Origin of the sequence: Pseudomonas sp. JS425 (assembly GCF_018223845.1) — a bacterium.
GTDB lineage: Bacteria > Pseudomonadota > Gammaproteobacteria > Pseudomonadales > Pseudomonadaceae > Aquipseudomonas > Aquipseudomonas asiatica.
Genome location: NZ_CP073661.1, coordinates 5466570 through 5487311, shown reverse-complemented (window position 1 = coordinate 5487311; position 20742 = coordinate 5466570). Strand labels below are relative to the sequence as shown.

Here is a 20742-nt window from a genome sequence, read left to right as displayed (position 1 = left end):
TGGCAGTAAAAACAGGGGCATAACTTTAGCCCAAAGCAGGCCTGGGGCTGTCACTTGCTGAAAAAAGTTTCACGCCGCCGGTGATTGAATCCCACGCCTGTACGCCCCATCTTTGACGCTGTCCGTTGTCCGCTACCCCACGAGGTCGCCCCATGAATACTGAAGAACAAACCCTGATCGACGGCCTGTTCGGCCGCCTCAAGCAAGCCGAAGACCCGAGCCAGCCACGTGATGCGCAGGCCCAGGCATGCATCGAGGAACATGTGCGTCAGCAGCCGGCGGCGCCTTATTACATGGCCCAGGCGATCCTGGTGCAGGAGGCTGCGATCAAGCGCCTCGACGAGCAGAACAAGCAACTGGAAGCCGAACTGAAGCAGGCCCGTGCCCAGGCCGAGGCCGCCCGTGCCGGCAGCGCGCCGAGCAATGGCGGTGGTGGTTTCCTGTCCAGCATCTTTGGTTCGTCTGGGCGCAATGCGGCCCCGGCCGTGCAACCGCAGCGTCCCGCTGCAGCCCCCGTGGCATCTGGCGGTGGCTGGCGTGAGCCGTTGGCGCCGGGCTTTTCCCAGCCGCAAGTGCAGCAGCCTGGCTTCGGTGCTGCGCCGGCACGCAGTGGTGCCAGCAGCTTCCTCGGCGGTGCGATGCAGACTGCGGCCGGTGTGGCGGGTGGTGTGTTGCTGGCGCAGGGCATCAGCAGCCTGTTCAACCACAACTCGCAGCCGGAGGAGGTGGTAGAGGTGATCAAGGAAGAGCCGGCGCCTGCCAGCGACAGCGGAGGCTGGAACGACTCGGGGGCGCAGCAGCAGGTGGCTGACAACAGTGGTTGGGGCAGCGACCAGGGTGGTTATGCCGACAGCGATTATGGCAGCGATGATGGCGGGTTCTTCTCGGACGACGATTCGTACGTCTGACAGGTCTGGCATACTGCTGGCAATTTTAGGGGCGCTTTGCGCCCCTTTCGCGACGCAAGGCCGCTCCTGCAAGGGTACGCGAACCCCTGTAGGAGCGGCCTTGTGTCGCGAAAGGGCTGCAAGGCAGCCCCCAGCATTCCAGGCCGACCAAGGGGTTCCAAGGTGAAAAAGATCGCGCTGTTCGCCGATGTGCAGAACCTCTACTACACCGTGCGCCAGGCCCACGGCTGCCATTTCAACTACACCGCCCTGTGGGCCGATGTCAGCCGCGAAGGCCAGATCGTCGAGGCCGTGGCCTATGCCATCGACCGGGGCGACAGCAAGCAGCAGCAGTTCCAGCAGATCCTGCGCAATCTCGGTTTCGATGTGCGCCTCAAGCCCTTCATCCAGCGCAGCGATGGCTCGGCCAAAGGTGACTGGGATGTGGGTATTACCCTGGATGTGATCGACGCCGCCAGCCGCGTCGACCAAGTGGTACTGGCCTCCGGCGACGGCGATTTCGATCTGCTGCTGGAGCGGGTGATACAGCGCCATGGCACCGAGGCAGTGGTGTATGGTGTGCCCGGGCTTACCGCACTGTCGCTGATCCGTGCCGCCACCCGTTATGTGCCCATCGAGGGTGCGCTGTTGCTAAAACACTGAGATTTTTCATGGAACGTATCGCTGTCATCGACTTTGAAACCACCGGCATCAGCCCCGGCGCCGGCTGCCGCGCCACTGAGGTGGCGGTGGTGATGCTGGAGGGCGGGCGCATCGTCGAGCGCTATCAGAGCTTGATGAACGCGGGCGTGCCGGTACCGGCCTTCGTCGCCGGGCTCACTGGCATCACCACCGCCATGCTGCGCAGTGCGCCGCCGGTGGACAAGGTGATGAACGAAGTGGCCGAGTTCGTTGGTGGTACCCCGCTGCTGGCACACAATGCCGCCTTCGACCAGAAGTTTTGGGACTACGAACTGAGCCGCATCGGCCGTAGCCGCAGCCAGGCCTTCGCCTGTTCCCTGCTGCTGTCACGGCGCCTTTTGCCGGCGGCACCGAACCACAAGCTGGGCACCTTGACCCGCTGGGCCGGGCTGCCGGATACCGGTACCGCGCACCGTGCCATGGCCGATGCCGAAATGGCCGCCAACCTGCTGCAACACTTGGCTGGCGTGCTGCGCCAGAGCCACGGTGTACAGCAGCTTTCGCACGACCTGCTCTGCCGCCTGCAGAAAACCCCGGCCGCCAAGGTTCGTGAAGCTCTGGCCAGGTACTGTTAGGGCTTCTTCTCCAGTTGCCCCAGCGGTACCCGCCGCTCCACAGCGCTTGAGAGAATGATCGAGGTCTTGCTGAAGCCGAACTGCGCGACCCGGTTGATCAGCTCTTCCAGCTCCGGCATCGAACCCACCGCTGCCTGCATGATGACGCAGGGGTCGCCGGTTACCCGATGGCATTCGGTCAATTGGGGGATCTGGGTCAACGCTTCGTAGGCCTGCTGGTTGCCGTGGCTGGCCAGGCGCAGTTCGATCACGCACTGGATCGGCAGGCCGATCTTGCTCATGTCGACCTTGGCCTGGTAGCCGGTGATAACCCCGCTGGCCTCGAGCTTGGCCACCCGCTCGGCCACCGCCGGCGCCGACAGGTTCACCTGGCGCGCCAGTTGCGCGAAGGTGGCGCGGCCATTGTCGAGCAGGGCGGCGAGCAGCATGCGGTCGTACTTGTCCATGGGTTATTCCTGCCTGGTTTCGATTCGATTGAAAAGCATCCGAATAACCATGCAATGCAAAGTGTTCGGGTAATTTAAAGCTGTTTTGTAACTTAAGTTTACACGATGGCCTTTCTAAACTAAGCCACCCGTAAACGGATTTCGAGTGTTTCCCATGCCTGCCTCCCGTCGCTTCCCGTTGTTGCTCATTGGCGCTTTCCTGGCCTTGTACCTGGTCTGGGGCTCCACCTACCTGTTCATTCGCATAGGCGTCGAGAGCTGGCCACCGATGCTCATGGCCGGGGTGCGCTTCCTGATTGCCGGGGGCCTGCTGTATGGCTTCTTGCGCTGGCGCGGTGTGCCGGCACCGACCTGGCCGCAGTGGCGGGCTGCGGGGGCGATCGGTTTCCTGCTGCTCAGCTGTGGTAACGGCGGCGTGACCGTGGCCGAGCATGCCGGTGTGGCCTCTGGCGTCGCTGCGCTGGCGGTGGCGACGGTGCCGCTGTTCACGTTGCTGTTCGGCCTGCTGTTCGGGCACCGCAATTCGAAGCTGGAGTGGGCGGGGATCGCCCTCGGGTTGGTGGGTATCGGCCTGCTGAACCTGGGCTCCAACCTTCAGGCAAGCCCGATTGGCGCGGCGCTGATCATCTTTGCGGCGGCGTCGTGGGCGTTCGGCTCGGTGTGGAGCAAGACCTTGCCGCTGCCCCAGGGGCCCATGGCCAGCGCCGCGGAAATGCTCGTTGGTGGCGCTGTGTTGCTGCTCGGCAGCGCGCTGTCTGGCGAGCGCATGACGCAGATGCCGACCGCTGCCGGCTGGGGGGCACTGGCCTACCTGGTGTTCTTCGGTTCGATCCTGGCGTTCAGTGCCTACATGTACTTGCTCAAGCACGTGCGCCCCGCAGCTGCCACCAGCTATGCCTACGTCAACCCGGCGGTGGCCGTGCTGCTGGGCATCGTCTTTGCCGGTGAGCAGATTGGTGCCGAAGAATGTGTGGCCATGGCGGTGATCATCGGCGCGGTGGTGCTGATCGGCCTGCCGCAGTGGCGCAAGGCACCTGAGCCGTCGCAGCCGTTGAAAGGCGAAATCTGCAAGTAGGCAGGGGTGATGCGGTAAACTTGCCGCCTTCGCTGAACCCCCTGACGGTATTGCCATGAATTTCGCCAAACTCGGCCTGATCGAACCGCTGCTGCGCACCCTGCAGCAACTGGACTACACCACCCCGACCCCGGTGCAGGCCAAGGCCATCCCCGCTGTGCTGGCCGGCCGCGACCTGATGGCCGCGGCCCAGACCGGCACCGGCAAGACCGCGGGCTTTGCCCTGCCTGTGCTGCAGCGCCTGGCGCTGGAAGGCGAAAAGGTGGCCAGCAACTCGATCCGCGCGCTGGTGCTGGTGCCCACTCGTGAGTTGGCCGAGCAGGTGCACAACAATGTGCGCGAGTATGCCGAGAACCTGCCGCTGAGCACCTACGCGGTGTATGGCGGGGTCAGCATCAACCCGCAGATGATGCGCCTGCGCCGTGGCGTCGACCTGCTGGTGGCCACCCCGGGGCGCTTGCTCGACCTGTTCCGGCAGAACGCCGTGAAGTTCAACCAGGTGCAGACCCTGGTGCTGGACGAAGCCGACCGCATGCTCGACCTGGGCTTTGCCGAAGAGCTGCAGTCGGTGTACGCCGCGCTGCCACGCAAGCGCCAGACGTTGCTGTTCTCCGCCACTTTTTCCGACCAGATCCGCATGCTGGCGGGGCTAGCCCTGAACGACCCGCTGAGCATCGAAGTCAGCCCGCGCAATGCCACGGCCACCAGCGTCAAGCAGTGGCTGGTGCCTGTGGATAAAAAACGCAAGGTCGACCTGTTCTGCCACCTGCTGCGCAAGCAGCGCTGGAAGCAGGTGCTGGTGTTCGCCAAGACCCGTAATGGCGTCGATCAACTGGTGGAGCGCTTGCTGGCCGAGGGTGTGAATGCCGACGGTATCCACGGTGACCGCCCGCAGGCCACTCGCCAGCGCGCGCTGGACAGCTTCAAGGCCCGCGAAATCCAGGTGCTGGTGGCGACCGATGTGGCGGCCCGCGGCCTGGATATCGATGACTTGCCGCTGGTGGTCAACCTTGACCTGCCGATCGTTGCTGAGGATTACGTGCACCGCATCGGGCGTACCGGGCGGGCGGGCAACAAGGGCGAGGCTATCTCGCTGGTGTGTGCCGATGAAGTGCAGCTGCTGGCGGCGATCGAAGTGCTGACGCGGCAGACCCTGCCGCGTCATGAAGAGCCGGACTTCATCCCTGACCACCGGGTGCCGATGACCGACGCCAGTGGCCAGGTGATCAAGAAGCCGAAGAAGCCCAAGAAGCCGAAGGAAAACAGCGCCAAGCGCGGCTTGGGGCGCTGGATGGACAGCGCTGAATCAGGCAGTGCGGAGCCGGCGGTGAAGGCAGTGCGCAAGGTGCCGAGCTTCAATGGTGGGGCGCGCAAGCGTAAGCCGTAGATTTGCAGTGTACGCGGACTCTGTGGGAGCGGGTTTACCCGCGAAGAATGCGACTCGGTGCATGGCACGGGCTTCGCCCGTGTTCGCGGGTAAACCCGCTCCCACAGGGGACAGTGTCAACCTTTGGATTTAAGCCAATCCGCCGCCGCCCGCCCGGCGCGCAAGCCGCTGGCAAAGCACGCTGTCAGCAGATACCCCCCAGTCGGCGCCTCCCAGTCCAGCATCTCGCCTGCACAGAACACCCCCGGCATGCCCTTGACCATCAAGCCTTCATCCAGCCCCTCGAAACGCACCCCACCCGCGCTGCTGATCGCTTCATCCAGCGGCCGCGTGCGCACCAGCGTGATCGGCAATGCCTTGATCGCCCTCGCCAAGGCCCCAGGATCGGCAAAGGTCGCCTGATCGGTCAGCTCGCGCAGCAGCGCAGCCTTGACCCCATCGATACCCAGCTGGCTGTGCAGGTGCTTGGCCATGGAGCGCGAACCCCGTGGTTTGGCCAGCGCCTGGGCAATCTTGTCCACAGGCTTGTCCGGCAACAGGTCGAGCAGCAACACCCCGTGGCCCTCACGGTTGATGGCCTCGCGCACCGGCGCTGACCATGCATACACCAGGCTGCCTTCCACACCCTGCGCGGTGAGGATGAACTCGCCCTTGCGCGGCACGCTGCCAGGAACGCTAAGGGCAATGTTCTTCAACGGCGCACCGGCGAACTTGTCCTTGAGCAGCGGGCTCCAGCCTGCCACTTCAAAACCACAGTTGCTGGGCTGCAAGGGCGAGATATCCACAGCCCGTTCGGCGAGCAGCGGCTGCCAACTACCGTCCGAGCCTAGTCGCGCCCAGCTGCCGCCACCCAGCGCCAGCACCACCACGGCGGCCTTCACCAGCCTCTCGCCTTGTGGATAAGCAATCCGCAATGCACCTTCGGCATTCCAGCCCAGCCAGCGGTGACGGGTGTGGATAACTACTCCGTTGTCGCGCAGTCGCTTGAGCCAGGCGCGCAGCAGTGGCGCGGCTTTCATGTCGGTGGGGAACACCCGGCCCGAGGTGCCGACGAAGGTTTCGATGCCCAGGCCGTGAATCCACTGGCGCAAGGCGTCGGCATCGAAGTCGTGCAGCAGCGCGGCGATTTCGCCCTGGCGCTCGGCATACCGGCTGACGAACGCCGGGTAGGGCTCGGAATGGGTGATGTTCATGCCACCGACACCCGCCAGCAGGAACTTGCGACCCACCGAAGGCATGGCATCGAACACCTCGACCGCCAGGCCCGCCTGGGCCAGTGCTTCGGCGGCCATCAGGCCGGCTGGGCCGCCGCCGATGACGACTGCGAGGGGAGGGGAGGCGGGGCTCAGATCAGGCATGGTGGGAAGCAGGCTGTGGAAAAGAGGCGCATTCTAGCGCAGCGCGGCCTGTGGAAGCACTGCTCAAAAAATGATCAGAGCTTTGCAGGCCTTGCCTGTAAAGGGCTGCAGCGCCTTTCCCGCAGGTTATCCACAAGCGGTTCCACAGTCATTGTGAACAACCGATTACGCGTGCCGCACTGTGATGAAGGATGCCATGGCGCCTGGCCAGGGCTGCGCGGTCCTTGCTGTAGCCACCGCCGATCACGCCCACCACCGGGATGTCGCGGCCCAGGCAGTGGCGCAGCACCGCTTCGTCACGGGCGGCAACGCCTGCATCGGTCAGTTGCAGATAGCCCAGGGCGTCGTCCTTGTGCACATCGACCCCGGCGTCGTACAGCACCAGGTCGGGTCGATAGAGTGGCAGCAGGTAGTTGAGGGCGTCGTCCACCACCTTCAGGTAGGCCATGTCGCCCATGCCACGGGGCAGGGGGATGTCCCAATCGCTTTGCGCCTTGCGCGCCGGGAAGTTCTGTTCGCAGTGCAGCGACACGGTGATGGCGTCTGGTGTGTCGTGCAGGATGCGCGCGGTGCCGTCACCCTGATGCACATCGCAGTCGAAGATCAGCACCCGGTGTACCCGGCCAGCCTCCAGCAGGTAGCGGCTGATCACGGCCAGGTCGTTGAAGATGCAGAAGCCGGCAGGATGGTCGTAATGGGCGTGGTGGGTGCCGCCGGCAAGGTGGCAGGCGATGCCTTGCTGCAGCGCCATCTCGGCGCTCAGCAGCGAGCCGCCTACGGCGCGCACGGTACGCCGGGCCAGGGCCTCGCTCCAGGGCAGGCCGAGGCGGCGCTGGTCCTCGCGTGACAGGTCACCGTTCATGTAGCGCTCGATGTAGCTGCGGTCGTGGGCCAGGGCGAGGATGTCGTTGGGGCAGATGTCCGGGCGCAGCAGGGCTTGGTCGGTGGTCAGCCCGCTGTCGATCAAGTGGTCGTGCAGCAGGCGGAACTTGTCCATGGGGAAGCGGTGTTCGGCAGGGAACTCCGGGCTGTAGTCTTCGTGGTAGATCAGCGGCAACGGCATGGGTGGGGTCGCAATCGGGGCCAGTGCTGATCTTGCCATGGCTGGAGACTGCTGTGGGAGAACCTGCCAGGCATCAATCTCCTGGCCAGCACCGGCCTTTGTAGGAGCGGCCTCGCGTCGCGAAAGGGCTGCGCAGCAGCCCCGGGGTATCAGCGCAAATGCACAAATTGCCGGGCCTGCTACGCAGCCCTTTCGCGACGCAAGGCCGCTCCTACAGGGCGTGTATGCCACGAGGGGCGTTATTTCGTGGTACTGGCCAGCACCCGTTGCCAGTCCGGCTCGTTCAGGCGGCCGAGGATGCGTGTTTTGCCATTGCCATCCACCGAAACGAACAGCGCACTGGCATAGCCGCTCTCACGCTCACCCCCCGCAACTTTCTGCTGGCGGGCAAAATGGTCGATGCAGCCGTTGTGGGTCACCAGTACCAGGTTATGCCCCGGTCGTTTGTGTGCCAGCGCTTCGCTGGCGAACTGGCTGTCACAGCTTTCCAGCCAGCCCTCACTGGCCACCGCCTGGCCAAGGATGAAATGCGCGGTTTGCCGTGTGCGCAGTTTCGGGCTGCTGAGCATATCGGCGTTGTTAAGGCCCAACTGGTGCATCCCTTGGCCAACACGCCCGGCAGCCTGGCTGCCGGCCACCGTTATGCCGGTGGGGTCGTCCAGGCACGGGCCGGGGGCGCTGTCGCAGCGCTCGGCGTGGCGGATCATCACGATCACCGCACCGTCGGCCCAGTCCTGCAGCAGGCCGCTGTCACTCAATTGCCGTTCGTTGCCAAGGTCCACGATATGCGTCCTCGTCGCCAGCCAGGTGCTCAACGCCGCCACGACCATGCACAGGCCAAGGGCGGCACCGAGGGCTTTGCGGGTCAGGCGTCGCTTGCGCCGGGCGTGGATGGTAGGGTGTCCAAGGGTGTTGCTCGATAGCATGCGTTGCTCCGTTGGCATGGTCGCGGCTGGCGCGGCGGTGTTGGCTGGCATCCTGCCAACTGGCCTGTCGGGCGGCGGTGAAGGGCGTGTGAAAATTGCATTCGGGCGCGCCGGTTGGGTGAAACCTGCACCCGCGCCTACGCTGTAAACTGCAAGACGGTAAAACCGGAGCACGCCCGATGACCCCTATCCTGCAACTGGAAAGCGCGCGGCTGGTACTGCGCCAATGGCACGACGACGACCTGCGCGAGTTCGCCGCCCTGTGTGCCGACCCGCAGGTGATGCGCTACTTCCCGGCGCCGCTGACACGCCTGGAGGCAGCCGCGCTGATCGGCCGCGTGCGCGGGCATTTCAATGAGTACGGCTTTGGTCTGTGGGCTCTGGAGCGCAAGGACAGTGGTGCCTTCATCGGCATGACCGGGTTGCTGCACGTGGGCTTCGATGCCGATTTTGCGCCGGCGGTGGAGATCGGCTGGCGCCTGGCACGCCGCCACTGGGGCCTGGGTTTCGCCAGCGAGGCGGCGTGGACATGCCTGCGCTGTGCTTTCGCCCAATTGCGCCTGGAGGAAGTGGTGTCGTTCACTAGCGAGAGCAACCTGCCCTCGCAGAAGGTCATGCAGGCCATCGGTATGCAGCAGGACCTGAATGGCAGTTTCGAACACCCGCGCCTGCCCGTGGGCCATCCGCTGCGCCCGCATGTGCTGTACCGCATCGACCGCGCTCACTGGGAGCGTACCCTGCGCGCCTGAATGCATGGCAATGCCCGGCGCGAATGACAAACCCTGTATCATTTCCCTAATGGAGGGCGCTTGCCGCAAGATGTTCAGCGCCTATGAGATCGAGCGCCGCCTGGGCGGCGCATCGCGAGCAAGACTCGCTCCTACGGAGAACCCCCGATGAGTCATGTGTTGGACGACCTGGTCGACCTGTTGAGCCTCGAGTCCATCGAGGAGAACCTGTTCCGTGGACGCAGCCAGGACCTGGGCTTTCGCCAGCTTTACGGCGGGCAGGTACTGGGCCAATCGTTGTCGGCGGCCAGCCAGACGGTCGAGGATGCACGCCATGTGCATTCGTTGCACGGCTACTTCCTGCGCCCTGGCGATGCCAGCCTGCCGGTGGTGTATTCGGTGGACCGCGTGCGCGATGGTGGCAGCTTCAGCACCCGGCGGGTGACGGCTATTCAGAAGGGCCAGCCAATCTTCACCTGCAGCGCCTCGTTCCAGTACGACGAGGAAGGCTTCGAGCACCAGGCGCAGATGCCCGATGTGGTCGGCCCGGAGAACCTGCCCACTGAAGTCGAGCTGGCCCGGGCCATGGCTGACCAGTTGCCCGAGCGCATTCGCGACAAGGTGCTGTGCGCCAAGCCGATCGAGATTCGCCCGGTCACCGAGCGCGACCCATTCAACCCCCAGGCTGGCGACCCGGTGAAGTACGCCTGGTTCCGCGCCGACGGCAACCTGCCTGATATCCCCGCCCTGCACAAATACCTGCTGGCCTACGCCTCGGACTTCGGCCTGCTGACCACTTCGTTGCTGCCCCATGGCAAATCGGTGTGGCAGCGTGACATGCAGATCGCCAGCCTCGACCATTCGCTGTGGTTCCATGGCAACCTGCGTGCCGACGAGTGGCTGCTGTATGCCACCGACAGCCCCTGGGCGGGCAATGCCCGTGGCTTCTGCCGCGGCAGCATTTTCAACCAGGCCGGGCAACTGGTGGCGTCGTCGTGCCAGGAAGGCCTGATTCGCCACCGCAAGGACTGGGCATGAGCCTGGGCGAGGTGCGCAACTGGGTGTTCGACATGGACGGCACCCTGACCGTGGCCGTGCACGATTTTGCCGCCATCCGCGTAGCGCTGGATATCCCGGCCGAGCACGACATCCTCACCCACCTGGCAGCCTTGCCGGCGGACGAGGCGGCGGCCAAGCATGCCTGGCTGCTGGAGCACGAGCGTGACCTGGCGATTGCCTCCACGGCGGCCACCGGGGCGGTGGAACTGGTGCGCGAACTGGCCCAGCGTGGTTGCCGGCTGGGCATTCTGACCCGCAATGCCCGTGAGTTGGCGCATGTGACGCTGGAGGCCATCGGCCTGGCGGACTGCTTCCCGGTGGAGCACATTCTGGGGCGTGACGAAGCGGCGCCCAAGCCAAGCCCGGATGGGCTGCTGAAGATTGCCAATGCCTGGGGTGTGACACCGGGTGAGCTGGTGATGGTGGGGGATTACCGGTTTGATTTGGACTGTGGGCGTGCCGCAGGGGCGCGCACGGTGCTGGTGAACCTGCCGGACAATCCGTGGCCGGAACTGGTGGATTGGCATGCGGCCGATTGCCGGGCATTGAAGGTGATGCTGGGCTGAGTTTTTGTGTCGCCTGTGCGGGCCTCTTCGCGGGTAAACCCGCTCCCACAGGGACCGCGCCGAGCTCAAGTCCAGCACTCAACCTGTGGGAGCGGGTTCACCCGCGAAGAGGCCGGACCTGTCTATGCTGAACCCCAATCTATTCCCTGAACGGAGACCTACCCATGACCAGCAAGGCCATCTACGTAAAACCCGGCGGCGGCTACGACAAGGTCGAGGTCGGTACCAGCGAGGCTCTCGCACCCCAGGCCGGTGAAATCACCGTGCGCCTGCACGCCAGCTCTCTCAACTACCACGATTTCGCCGTTGTCAGCGGCATGTGGGGCCCGAGCGAGCGGCGCATCCCCATGGCCGATGGCGCTGGCGAAGTGGTCGCGGTGGGTAGCGGCGTCACCGAGTTCCAGGTCGGTGACAATGTGGTCAGTACCTTCTTCCCCGACTGGCTCGACGGCCAGGCAAATGTGGAAGGCTTCGCCAAGGTGCCCGGCGACGGTATCGATGGTTACGCCCGTGAACAGGTCACTGCTCGTGCCAGTGCCTTCACCTTGGCGCCCAAGGGCTTCAGCCATGCCGAAGCTTCCACTCTGACCACGGCCGGTCTCACGGCCTGGCGCGCGCTGATGTGCGACGACCACCTCAAACCCGGCGATACGGTGCTGGTGCAGGGCACCGGCGGTGTATCGATCTTCGCCCTGCAGTTTGCCAAGCTGGCCGGCGCGACGGTGATCGCTACCTCGTCCAGCGACGCCAAGCTGGAGCGCCTGAAGGCCCTGGGTGCCGACCACCTGATCAACTACAAGAGCACTCCGGCGTGGGGTGAGAAAGTGCGCGAGCTGACCGGCAACCGCGGCGTCGACCATGTGATCGAAGTGGGTGGCCCGGCGACGCTGGAGCAATCGATGATCGCCGCGCGCATTGGTGGGCATGTGTCGTTGATCGGCATCCTCACCGGCGTGGCCGGGCAGTTGCCGCTGGTGCAGGCGCTGGTGCGGCAGATACGCCTGCAAGGCGTGCTGGTGGGCAGCCGCGCCCAGCAGCAGGCGATGGTGCGGGCGATCGATGCCAACGGCCTGCGGCCGGTGGTGGACAAGCATTTCGAGCTGGAGCAGATCGTCGAGGCGTTCCGTTATCAGGAGAGCAACCGGCATTTCGGCAAGATCTGCCTGACCTGGTAATGGCTGGGGGCCGCGTAGCGGTCCCTAGTCCGGCAACAACCGGTCGCGGCTATTGGACAGGTGCAGGCACACCGCCGCCCGCGCCGCGTCCGGGTCCTGCCGGCGGATGGCATTGAGGATCGCATCATGCTCGAGGTTGGCCAGGTACGCCTGCCGCGCCAGCTTCGCCCCGCTGCGTTCGGCCAGAGCCATGCGGTTGCGCGGTATCAGGCCGTTGCCCAGCTGCAACAGCATTTCAGTGAAGTACAGGTTGCCAGTGGCCTCGGCAATCAGCAGGTGAAAGCGCCGGTCGGCCTCGATACAGCTGTCGCCGGCGGCGGCCAGGTCCTGGTAGTCATCCAGCGCCTGGCGCATGCGCCTCAGGTGCCCCTCGTCACGGCGTAGCGCGGCCAAGGCGGCGGCCTGGCCTTCGAGGCCGATGCGCAGCTCCAGCAGGTCGCGCACATTCGCCGCGCTTTCCGCAGCGATGCGCAGGCCGGCCTGGGCCTGGCGCTCCATCACGAACGTACCGATACCGTGGCGTGGCTCAACCAGCCCCGAGGCCTGCAATTTCGACAGGGCCTCGCGGACCACGGTGCGGCTGACCCCATGCTCGCGCACCAGGCTGTTTTCCGAGGGCAACTTGTCGCCTGGCTTGAAGGTACCCAGCAAGATCTGTTGGGTCAGGCTGGAGACCAGGTCATGGGCACGGCTGTGGCCGCGTTTGTGGGCTTGTTCGGTGGCCATGGTGTGATCCGATTGTTGTTGTACTTGTACGACAAGTTAATCGATATAAATATTTTTTGTCGATTTTTCCTGTGGTCAAGTCAGCGAGTAGTTTGTCTGTTTTTGCAAGATCGACGCATATAGGCTTTGCGGTAGCTTGTATTTTGTGATTTTACCGATGTTGCTGATCTTGTCGTACAACTTCGCTGCGCATATGCTCCTCCCCACTGTCATGTCAGACAACCTCGACCCGCACAAAAACAATTAGTGGGAGATCCGCAAGTGAACGATACCCTCGCTCCGTCTGCCCGGAATGAAGGCGACGCCCTGGCCAGCGCCGTGTCCAAGGTCAAGCGCCACGTCCTGCCGCTGTTCGTCATCATGTTCATCGTCAACTACCTGGACCGCGTCAACATCGGCTTCGTCCGCCCCCATCTGGAAAGCGACCTGGGCATCAGCGCCGCCGCCTATGGCTTTGGCGCCGGCCTGTTCTTCATCGGCTACGCGCTGTTCGAGGTGCCCTCGAACATGCTGCTGCAGAAGGTCGGCGCACGGTTGTGGCTGACCCGCATCATGTTCACCTGGGGGCTGGTGGCCACGGCCATGGCCTTCGTGCAGAACGAAACCCAGTTCTACGTGCTGCGCTTTCTGCTGGGCGTTGCCGAAGCGGGCTTCTTCCCCGGGGTGATCTACTACTTCACCCGCTGGTTGCCGGCCGCCGAGCGTGGCAAGGCGATTGCCATCTTCCTCAGCGGCTCGGCATTGGCGTCGCTGATTTCCGGGCCGCTGGCCGGCGCGCTGATGCAGATCCAGGGCCTGGGCATGCATGGCTGGCAGTGGATGCTGTTCATCGAAGGCATGGCCTCGGTGGCGCTGTGCTTCTTCGTGTTCTTCTGGCTCGACTCCAGGCCGCAGGACGCCAAGTGGCTGAGCCAGGCCGAGCAGGAAGCACTGGTGGCCGCCATCGATCGCGAGCAACTTGAGCGCGAAGCGGTCGGCGCGGTCAGGCCATCGGCCTGGAGCCTGCTCAAGGACCGCCAGATCCTGCTGTTCTGCCTGATCTACTTCTGCATCCAGCTGACCATTTACGCCGCCACCTTCTGGCTGCCGAGCATCATCAAGCGCATGGGTGACCTCAGCGACCTGCAGGTCGGCTTCTTCAACTCGATCCCGTGGTTGATCTCGATCCTGGCCATGTATGCCTTCGCCGCCGGCTCGGCGCGCTGGAAGTTCCAGCAGGCCTGGGTCGCAGGTGCGCTGGTGATCGCTGCCATCGGCATGTTCATGTCCACCACGGGTGGGCCGGTGTTCGCCTTTGTCGCGGTGTGCTTCGCGGCCATCGGTTTCAAGTCGGCATCGTCGCTGTTCTGGCCGATCCCGCAGGGCTACCTGGATGCCCGCATCGCCGCAGCGGTGATCGCGTTGATCAACTCGGTCGGCAACCTCGGCGGCTTCGTCGCCCCTACCACCTTCGGCCTGCTGGAGCAGCAGACCGGTTCGATCCAGGGCGGCCTGTACGGCCTGGCAGTGACCTCGGTGCTGGCGGCCATTGCCATCTTTTTCGTACGCACTCGCCCAAAGGGCGTCCCTTCCGATGACCTCAAGGCCCCTTCGGCCCTGGGTCAGAGCCATTGATGATTGCGAGACAACAACCATGAACATGCAGACCCTTCACACCAGCACCCCCGTGGTCACTGATCTGCGCGTGATCCCTGTCGCCGGGCACGACAGCATGCTGCTCAACCTCAGTGGTGCCCATGGCCCGTTCTTCACCCGCAACGTGGTGGTGCTGCGTGACAGCGCCGGCAATACCGGGTTGGGCGAGGTGCCCGGCGGCGAGAAGATCCGCCAGACACTGGAGGACGCCCGCAGCCTGGTGGTCGGCCAGCCGATCGGCCATTACCAGCGCGTGCTCAATGCCATGCGCCAGACCTTCGCCAACCTTGACTCGGCTGGTCGCGGCCTGCAGACCTTCGACCTGCGCATCACCGTGCATGCGGTCACGGCCATCGAGTCTGCGCTGCTCGACCTGCTCGGCCAGCACCTGAACGTGCCGATGGCGGCACTGCTGGGGGAGGGGCAGCAACGCGAGGCGGTGAAGATGCTCGGTTACCTGTTCTACATCGGCGACCGCCAGCAGACCGACCTGGCATACCGCAACGAAGCCGATGCCGAGGACGACTGGTTCCGCCTGCGCCACGAAAAGGCCCTGACCCCGGACGCGGTAGTGCGCCTGGCCGAGGCCGCCAAGGCGCGCTATGGCTTCAGCGACTTCAAGCTCAAGGGCGGGGTGTTGCGCGGGGAGGAGGAGATGGAAGCGGTAACGGCGCTGGCCGAACGGTTCCCCGAAGCCCGCATCACCCTCGACCCGAATGGTGCCTGGTCATTGAAGGAGGCCATTGCCCTGTGCCGCGACAAGCACGATGTGCTGGCCTACGCCGAAGACCCGTGCGGTGCCGAGAACGGCTACTCGGGCCGTGAGGTGATGGCCGAGTTCCGCCGTGCCACCGGCCTGCCCACCGCCACCAACATGATCGCTACCGACTGGCGGCAGATGGGCCATGCGATCCAGTTGCAGTCGGTGGACATTCCGCTGGCCGACCCGCACTTCTGGACCTTGCAGGGTTCGGTACGGGTGGCGCAGATGTGCAACGACTGGGGGCTGACCTGGGGTTCGCATTCCAACAACCACTTCGACATCTCGCTGGCAATGTTCACCCAGGTGGCGGCTGCGGCACCGGGTGAAATCACTGCCATCGACACTCACTGGATCTGGCAGGACGGCCAGCGCCTGACCCGCGAACCACTGCGCATCGTCGACGGGCATGTGCACGTGCCGGCGCGGCCGGGGCTTGGGGTGGAGCTGGATGAAGACCAGTTGGCCAAGGCGCATGAGTGCTACCGCAACATGGGGTTGGGCGCGCGGGATGACAGCGTGGCAATGCAGTTCCTGATTCCGGGGTGGAGCTTCGATAACAAGCGGCCTTGCCTGGTGCGTTGAGGCTGCTGGCCTCTTCGCGGGCTTGCCCGCTCCCACAGGTACGCCACAGGTTTGAGGGGGTGGAGTACCTGTGGGAGCGGGCGAGCCCGCGAAAGGGCCAGTACAGCCACAACACTCCCAAATGAAATACAAAAGCTCCAGACGGCCTGGTGACGGGATCGGGTATGCCATTCGCGACTTCTGACGTTAATGGGGATGCCTGTCGTGATCGAACAGTTCCGGGGCGTTCTGGTGTAATTTCCCACAGCCCTGCGGGGCTTAAATGAAGCCCGACCTGCACTGACACGTTGCTCTGTGACGCGTGCCAAATATCAACAACAGAGCGCGAGTAACGTGTCGACTTATTGATTTCAAAGGAGATATTTTCGCCTACACCTGCCCGTCCATCCTTGTGTCAGTAAAAAGAGAACAACATCAATGAACACCGTGGGATCTGATGGCAACCTTGCACAAGGTTTCAAGCCACGTCACGTAACGATGCTGTCCATCGCCGGCATCATCGGCGCCGGACTTTTCGTCGGTTCTGGCCACGCCATCGCGGCAGCCGGGCCAGCTACCATAATTTCCTATTTCGTGGCCGGGACCTTGGTGGTACTGGTCATGCGCATGCTCGGCGAAATGGCCGTGGCACACCCGGACACCGGATCGTTTTCCACCTACGCCGAGCAGGCCATCGGCCGCTGGGCCGGCTACACCATCGGTTGGCTGTACTGGTGGTTCTGGGTACTGGTAATCCCGATCGAAGCGCTGGCCGCCGGGCATGTGCTGAACGCCTGGTTCCCGCAGGTGGACAGCTGGATATTCGCCCTGGCTTCGGTGCTGCTGCTGGCTGGTACCAACCTGTTCAGCGTGGCCAAGTACGGTGAGTTCGAGTTCTGGTTCGCCATTCTCAAGGTCACGGCCATTCTCGGTTTCATCGGCCTGGGTTTCGCCGCACTTATGGGCTGGCTGCCCAACCGCGAGGTCAGTGGCCTGAGCAGCTTGATGGCCGAGCACGGCGGCTTCGCGCCGAAGGGCTGGTCGGCCGTGGTTGGTGCGTTCATCACCGTGATGTTCAGCTTCATCGGCACCGAAGCGGTGACCATCGCCGCGTCCGAATCGAGCGACCCGTCGCGCAACATCGCCAAGGCCACTCGCTCGGTGATCTGGCGCATCAGTACCTTCTACATCCTGTCGATCTTCGTGATCATTTCGGTAGTGCCGTGGAACGACCCGCAACTGGCGGTGGTGGGCTCCTACCAGCGTGCGCTGGAGATCATGAACATCCCCAACGCGGCCTTCATGGTCGACCTGGTGGTGCTAGTGGCAGTGACCAGCTGCATGAACTCTTCGATCTACATTGCCTCGCGGATGATGTACTCGCTGGCCAAGCGCGGTGACGCACCGGCCATGCTCAACAAGACCTCCAAGGTCGGTGTGCCACGCGCTGCGGTATTCGGCAGCACGTTGATCGGCGCGGCCATTGCCATCCTCAATTACTTCGCGCCGAAGGGTGTGTTCGAGTTCCTGCTGGCCAGCTCCGGTGCTATTGCCTTGCTGGTGTACATGGTCATCGCGATTTCGCAGCTGCGCATGCGTCGTCGCCTGGAGCGGGAAAAAACCGAGCTGAAGTTCCGCATGTGGCTGTTCCCGTACCTGACCTGGGCGGTGATCCTGTTCATTGGCGGCGCACTGGCGGTCATGATGTTCACGCCTGAACACCGGGCAGAGGTGAGCTCGACATTGGGCCTGGCGATCGTGATTTCCTTCCTGGGGATCGTGACCACGCGGGGCAATGCGCAACCTGTGGGGGTGCGTTCGATGGGGTGATTGAGTTCACCTGGCGGTAGGGCAAAGGGCACCAGTGGATGGGTGCCCTTTGTTTTTTCAGCCTTTCATCATCTTGATGTATCTGATTGCCGCCGGCGCTTTCTCGAAGCGCCGGTGGATCAGGCTAAGCCACGAGCTGGCCTGGCAGTCGACAATACGCCGGTAGTGCACCTGCGGCAGGCTGATGCGCTGCACCACCGATTCCGGCACCACTGCGATGCCTTGGCCGAGTGACACCAGGGTGATCACCGCCACCAGGCTGCCCGGCTGAGGGCCGAGCCTCGGGACGAAACCACCTTGTGCTGCCACTTCCAGCGTGCCGGAGATCTGTTCGGGCAGGATGAAGGTTTCATTGGCCAGGCGCGAGGCCGGGATCTGCGGCACTTCATTTATCCGTGAGCTGGCGGGCAGGGCGAGGACGAAACCTTCCTGGTGCAAGGCGATAGCTTCGAGTTCCTCGGGCAGCTCCATCGGCGAGCGCACATAGGCAAGGTCAAGCAGGCCGTCGCGGACCATACCGGGCAGTTCGGCCATGGGCAGTTCGCGAATGTTCAGGCGTACGCCGGGGCAGGTTTCGCTGTAGCGGCTGACTTGCTGTTGGAGCATGCCCGAGTACGCGGCCGAAGCCACATAGCCCAGTTCGATGCGCCCGCTTTCGCCTCGGGCGGCCCGTTGCGCGCCCAGTTGTGCAGCATCGAACTGGCGCACGGCATGTTCGGCCTCGATCAAAAGCGCCTGGCCCGCTGCGGTGAGGTTGACCTCGCGCTGGTTGCGCTCGAACAGGCGCACGCCCAGTTCGCGCTCCATGTCCTGGATCTGCCGGCTGAGCGTGGGCGGGGCGATGCCCAGCTGTTCGGCGGCACGGGTGAAATGACCGTGGCGGGCGACGCAGAGGAAGTAGCGGAAATGGCGGATTTCCATGGGTGTTACCTGCAGGGTAATGACGCAAGCCGCCGTGGCTAACAAGCCCGGGGGCTGTTGGCGTTATGGTGAGGCCAACACTACAAGGCTGGTGGCTTGGCGGCAAAGGCTGCCTGGGAATTGCAGGGGACCGCTTTGCAGTCCATCGCAGGTACAGGTATTGCGCAATCCTCGAAGGCGGTGCGGTCCCTGTAGGAGCTGGCTTGCCTGCGATGGGCTGCAGGGCAGCCCCGGCGATTTGACCAACCAGCCCTGCATCCGGAGCCTCACCATGCCCTCTGCGCGTTTCACCCTGCTCACCGCCTCCCTGGTCTGTGCCCTGATCATCCTCGACACCAACATCGTCGCGGTCAGCCTGCCCAGCATCGCCCGCGACCTGTCCGGCTCGTTTGCCGATATCGAATGGGTGGTCAGCGCCTACCTGCTGGCCTTTGCCGCCTGCCTGCTGCCCGCTGGCAGCCTGGCCGACCGCTTTGGTCGCCGCCGCATGCTGCTGCTCGGCCTGGCCCTGTTCGGCCTCGCCTCGCTGGCCTGTGGCGCGGCGCCCAACCTGCTGTTCCTCGACCTGGCCAGGGCAGCCAAGGGCGTTGGCGCGGCATTGCTGCTGACCTCGGCCCTGGCCGCGATCGGCAATCGCTTCCACCAACCCCAGGAACGCATGCGCGCCTGGGCCTTCTGGGGCGCCTGCATGGGCGCCACCATCACCTTTGCGCCGCTGCTGGGCGGGTTGATCGCCAGCACCCTTGGCTGGCGCTGGATCTTCTACATCAACCTGCCGTTGGTGGCAGTGCTCGCAGTGATGGTGCTGCGCAGTGTCGAAGAGTCCCGTGACAGCGCTGCGGCCCGGCTCGACCCATGGGGCAGCCTGACTTTCGCCGGCAGCCTGGGTTACCTGATCTGGGCAATGATCGATGCCAACCAGGTGGGCTGGGGCAGTGCGCAAACCCTGGGACGGCTGGTGATCAGCGCCTTCCTGTTCGGCCTGTTCGTCATGGTCGAGCGCAGCCAGGAACGGCCGATGATCGACCTGCGGCTGATGCGCAGCGGGCGCTTCGTTGGCGCCTTGCTGGGGATGTTTGCCTATGCTGCCTGCGCCCAGGTGATGATGACCCTGCTGCCGCTTTACTTGCAGAACGGCCTGCAGCTGTCGGCCCTGGCCGCAGGGGCGGGCATGCTGCCGTTTGCCGTGGCCATGCTGCTGACGCCACGCCTGGGCATGCGTCTGGCTGCACACTTGAGCCCGGCGCAGGTATTCGCACTCGGCCTGGTTTTGGTCGGGGCGGGTAACCTGCTGTGTGCCTGGGCCACTCAGCAAGGCGGTTACGGTACATTCGCCCTGGCAAGCCTGGTGCTGGGTGCCGGTGCCGGGCTGCTGAATGGCGATACGCAGAAGAACATCATGGCTTGCGTACCGCGTGAGCGTACCGGCATGGCTTCGGGGTTGAGTACAACCACGCGGTTCGGGGCGATCGTGCTGGCCATCGGTGGGTTGGGTGGTGTGCTGGCTGCACGTAGTGGGCAGTTGCTGTATGAGGCCATGGCTGCCGTGGCGCCTGGGCAATCGGGCCAGGTTTCCGCGATGGCTACCCGGGTTGCCCCGGGTGATTTGCAGGCGGCGTTGGCGTTGCTTGAGCCCAGGTTGCGGGAAACGGTGGCACCCTTGGCCCGCCAGGCGTTCGTCGGGGGCTTCGAAGCCGTGTTGCAGGTCGCCGGTGTGGCGGCGCTGCTGTTCGCGATGCTGGTTGGCGTGTTGCTGAGCCGGCCGCTGCCGGCCGTGCCGGAAGTGTTGCTGGCTGAGAGGCAATCATGAAGCTGGCGGCGGGCATCACGACCTGGCGACTGGGGCGACCAGCGCTTGCTGTCACTCACGTGGTGGAAGCCGTGTTTGGGTTGAGAGACCGGTGAAGAGCAAACCGGCGCAGGGAGTATCTTTGGGAAACGCCCTATGCGGAAAAGCCTGATTCTGACTTTGTGGGCTCGCACAACCCAAAATCCAGGCACAAAAAAAGACGCCCGAGGGCGTCTTCTTCTTTGGAATTTGGTGGGCCGGGGTAATCTGAACAGATTGTTTAAGATATTGATTTTAATAAATAATATAGGTTGATTTTTTTCGTTGGAATGCCATTTGGAATGCCGATAGGATTTGCTTGGTACCCTGGGGCGTCTTGATGTGGTGCTTTTGCTATATCGTTCCTTTACCACTTACCTGGAGATCGGCCTGGCTGATGCGCGCAGTGACCGGGGTTTGATCTGGATCCTGTCGAATGACGTCTTCCGGCGGTCGAGTTGCTACGTGAGCTGCCCACCTGTATGTAGGGCGTCGGCTGCTATTTCCTAACTATCGCAAGCCGAACGAGTG

Annotated in this window: 19 protein-coding genes; 13 read left to right on the top strand and 6 right to left on the bottom strand. The window is 63.9% G+C overall.

Annotation, left to right across the window (positions count from 1 at the left end; all coding sequences use genetic code 11):
• Window positions 1-152: 152 nt before the first annotated feature.
• From KDB76_RS25250 to KDB76_RS25240, 3 genes are all read left to right on the top strand, one after another.
• Window positions 153-908, top strand: a complete 756-nt coding sequence (locus tag KDB76_RS25250; protein WP_013974324.1) for a DUF2076 domain-containing protein — start codon at window positions 153-155, stop codon at window positions 906-908.
• 162 nt (window positions 909-1070) lie between these two features.
• A complete protein-coding gene (locus KDB76_RS25245) occupies window positions 1071-1550 on the top strand; it encodes an NYN domain-containing protein (RefSeq protein WP_004576858.1) in 480 nt (159 codons plus the stop codon).
• Between the two features lie 8 nt (window positions 1551-1558).
• Window positions 1559-2164 (top strand): 3'-5' exonuclease, encoded by a 606-nt coding sequence (locus tag KDB76_RS25240; protein WP_013974323.1) that lies wholly within the window; start codon window positions 1559-1561, stop codon window positions 2162-2164.
• Here KDB76_RS25240 and KDB76_RS25235 read toward each other — a convergent pair.
• Window positions 2161-2610 carry an Lrp/AsnC family transcriptional regulator gene (locus KDB76_RS25235; protein WP_013974322.1) on the bottom strand — a complete coding sequence of 150 codons (450 nt, stop codon included), beginning with the start codon at window positions 2608-2610 and terminating at the stop codon, window positions 2161-2163. The genes KDB76_RS25240 and KDB76_RS25235 overlap by 4 nt on opposite strands.
• Before the next feature lie 154 nt (window positions 2611-2764).
• Here KDB76_RS25235 and yedA point away from each other — a divergent pair, with 154 nt between their 5' ends.
• Together yedA and KDB76_RS25225 are read left to right on the top strand one after the other, a co-directional pair.
• Window positions 2765-3685, top strand: coding sequence for a drug/metabolite exporter YedA (gene yedA / locus KDB76_RS25230; RefSeq protein WP_013974321.1), 921 nt, complete (start codon window positions 2765-2767; stop codon window positions 3683-3685).
• Window positions 3686-3740: 55 nt separating this feature from the next.
• A complete protein-coding gene (locus tag KDB76_RS25225; protein ID WP_013974320.1) occupies window positions 3741-5072 on the top strand; it encodes a DEAD/DEAH box helicase in 1332 nt (443 codons plus the stop codon).
• A 116-nt stretch (window positions 5073-5188) separates the two neighbouring features.
• Here the strand turns inward: KDB76_RS25225 and KDB76_RS25220 are convergent, their stop codons facing one another.
• From KDB76_RS25220 to KDB76_RS25210, 3 genes are all read right to left on the bottom strand, one after another.
• On the bottom strand, window positions 5189-6430 hold the full coding sequence (locus KDB76_RS25220; protein WP_023662019.1) for a TIGR03862 family flavoprotein: 1242 nt from the start codon (window positions 6428-6430) through the stop codon (window positions 5189-5191).
• Between the two features lie 148 nt (window positions 6431-6578).
• The gene (locus KDB76_RS25215; protein ID WP_013974318.1) at window positions 6579-7493 is read right to left on the bottom strand and encodes a histone deacetylase; all 915 of its coding nucleotides are present in this window, start codon (window positions 7491-7493) and stop codon (window positions 6579-6581) included.
• Window positions 7494-7732: 239 nt separating this feature from the next.
• Window positions 7733-8419: a phosphohistidine phosphatase gene (locus KDB76_RS25210; RefSeq protein WP_013974317.1), complete on the bottom strand. Its 687-nt coding sequence runs from the start codon at window positions 8417-8419 to the stop codon at window positions 7733-7735.
• Window positions 8420-8598: 179 nt separating this feature from the next.
• Here KDB76_RS25210 and KDB76_RS25205 point away from each other — a divergent pair, with 179 nt between their 5' ends.
• The 4 genes from KDB76_RS25205 (at window position 8599) to KDB76_RS25190 (ending at window position 11947) form a co-directional block, all read left to right on the top strand.
• The gene (locus KDB76_RS25205) at window positions 8599-9168 is read left to right on the top strand and encodes a GNAT family N-acetyltransferase (protein WP_013974316.1); all 570 of its coding nucleotides are present in this window, start codon (window positions 8599-8601) and stop codon (window positions 9166-9168) included.
• Between the two features lie 147 nt (window positions 9169-9315).
• Window positions 9316-10185: an acyl-CoA thioesterase II gene (gene tesB / locus KDB76_RS25200; RefSeq protein WP_015271912.1), complete on the top strand. Its 870-nt coding sequence runs from the start codon at window positions 9316-9318 to the stop codon at window positions 10183-10185.
• A complete protein-coding gene (locus tag KDB76_RS25195) occupies window positions 10182-10772 on the top strand; it encodes an HAD family hydrolase (protein ID WP_013974314.1) in 591 nt (196 codons plus the stop codon). Before tesB ends, KDB76_RS25195 begins: the two co-directional genes overlap by 4 nt.
• A gap of 164 nt (window positions 10773-10936) precedes the next feature.
• The gene (locus KDB76_RS25190; protein ID WP_013974313.1) at window positions 10937-11947 is read left to right on the top strand and encodes an NAD(P)-dependent alcohol dehydrogenase; all 1011 of its coding nucleotides are present in this window, start codon (window positions 10937-10939) and stop codon (window positions 11945-11947) included.
• 24 nt (window positions 11948-11971) lie between these two features.
• Here KDB76_RS25190 and KDB76_RS25185 read toward each other — a convergent pair whose 3' ends face one another.
• Window positions 11972-12673 (bottom strand): FadR/GntR family transcriptional regulator, encoded by a 702-nt coding sequence (locus tag KDB76_RS25185; protein WP_013974312.1) that lies wholly within the window; start codon window positions 12671-12673, stop codon window positions 11972-11974.
• 261 nt (window positions 12674-12934) lie between these two features.
• Here KDB76_RS25185 and KDB76_RS25180 point away from each other — a divergent pair, with 261 nt between their 5' ends.
• From KDB76_RS25180 to gabP, 3 genes are all read left to right on the top strand, one after another.
• A complete protein-coding gene (locus tag KDB76_RS25180) occupies window positions 12935-14287 on the top strand; it encodes an MFS transporter (RefSeq protein WP_024087777.1) in 1353 nt (450 codons plus the stop codon).
• 19 nt (window positions 14288-14306) lie between these two features.
• Window positions 14307-15653 (top strand): glucarate dehydratase, encoded by a 1347-nt coding sequence (gene gudD, locus KDB76_RS25175; protein WP_024087776.1) that lies wholly within the window; start codon window positions 14307-14309, stop codon window positions 15651-15653.
• A gap of 417 nt (window positions 15654-16070) precedes the next feature.
• Complete coding sequence (gene gabP / locus KDB76_RS25170; protein WP_024087775.1) at window positions 16071-17462, top strand: GABA permease; 1392 nt, start codon at window positions 16071-16073, stop codon at window positions 17460-17462.
• 57 nt (window positions 17463-17519) lie between these two features.
• Here the strand turns inward: gabP and KDB76_RS25165 are convergent, their stop codons facing one another.
• Window positions 17520-18383 carry a LysR family transcriptional regulator gene (locus KDB76_RS25165; RefSeq protein ID WP_024087774.1) on the bottom strand — a complete coding sequence of 288 codons (864 nt, stop codon included), beginning with the start codon at window positions 18381-18383 and terminating at the stop codon, window positions 17520-17522.
• 271 nt (window positions 18384-18654) lie between these two features.
• Between KDB76_RS25165 and KDB76_RS25160 the strand changes: the two genes are divergently transcribed.
• On the top strand, window positions 18655-20193 hold the full coding sequence (locus KDB76_RS25160) for an MFS transporter (RefSeq protein ID WP_038410157.1): 1539 nt from the start codon (window positions 18655-18657) through the stop codon (window positions 20191-20193).
• The last annotated feature ends 549 nt before the right edge of the window (window positions 20194-20742 follow it).

Coding starts and splice junctions, on each gene's coding strand:
- KDB76_RS25250 (WP_013974324.1), top strand. CDS start 153: ATGAATACTGAAGAACAAACCCTGATCGACGGCCTGTTCGGCCGCCTC.
- KDB76_RS25240 (WP_013974323.1), top strand. CDS start 1,559: ATGGAACGTATCGCTGTCATCGACTTTGAAACCACCGGCATCAGCCCC.
- KDB76_RS25235 (WP_013974322.1), bottom strand. CDS start 2,610: ATGGACAAGTACGACCGCATGCTGCTCGCCGCCCTGCTCGACAATGGC.
- yedA (WP_013974321.1), top strand. CDS start 2,765: ATGCCTGCCTCCCGTCGCTTCCCGTTGTTGCTCATTGGCGCTTTCCTG.
- KDB76_RS25225 (WP_013974320.1), top strand. CDS start 3,741: ATGAATTTCGCCAAACTCGGCCTGATCGAACCGCTGCTGCGCACCCTG.
- KDB76_RS25220 (WP_023662019.1), bottom strand. CDS start 6,430: ATGCCTGATCTGAGCCCCGCCTCCCCTCCCCTCGCAGTCGTCATCGGC.
- KDB76_RS25215 (WP_013974318.1), bottom strand. CDS start 7,493: ATGCCGTTGCCGCTGATCTACCACGAAGACTACAGCCCGGAGTTCCCT.
- KDB76_RS25210 (WP_013974317.1), bottom strand. CDS start 8,419: ATGCTATCGAGCAACACCCTTGGACACCCTACCATCCACGCCCGGCGC.
- KDB76_RS25205 (WP_013974316.1), top strand. CDS start 8,599: ATGACCCCTATCCTGCAACTGGAAAGCGCGCGGCTGGTACTGCGCCAA.
- tesB (WP_015271912.1), top strand. CDS start 9,316: ATGAGTCATGTGTTGGACGACCTGGTCGACCTGTTGAGCCTCGAGTCC.
- KDB76_RS25195 (WP_013974314.1), top strand. CDS start 10,182: ATGAGCCTGGGCGAGGTGCGCAACTGGGTGTTCGACATGGACGGCACC.
- KDB76_RS25190 (WP_013974313.1), top strand. CDS start 10,937: ATGACCAGCAAGGCCATCTACGTAAAACCCGGCGGCGGCTACGACAAG.
- KDB76_RS25185 (WP_013974312.1), bottom strand. CDS start 12,673: ATGGCCACCGAACAAGCCCACAAACGCGGCCACAGCCGTGCCCATGAC.
- gudD (WP_024087776.1), top strand. CDS start 14,307: ATGAACATGCAGACCCTTCACACCAGCACCCCCGTGGTCACTGATCTG.
- gabP (WP_024087775.1), top strand. CDS start 16,071: ATGAACACCGTGGGATCTGATGGCAACCTTGCACAAGGTTTCAAGCCA.
- KDB76_RS25165 (WP_024087774.1), bottom strand. CDS start 18,383: ATGGAAATCCGCCATTTCCGCTACTTCCTCTGCGTCGCCCGCCACGGT.
- KDB76_RS25160 (WP_038410157.1), top strand. CDS start 18,655: ATGCCCTCTGCGCGTTTCACCCTGCTCACCGCCTCCCTGGTCTGTGCC.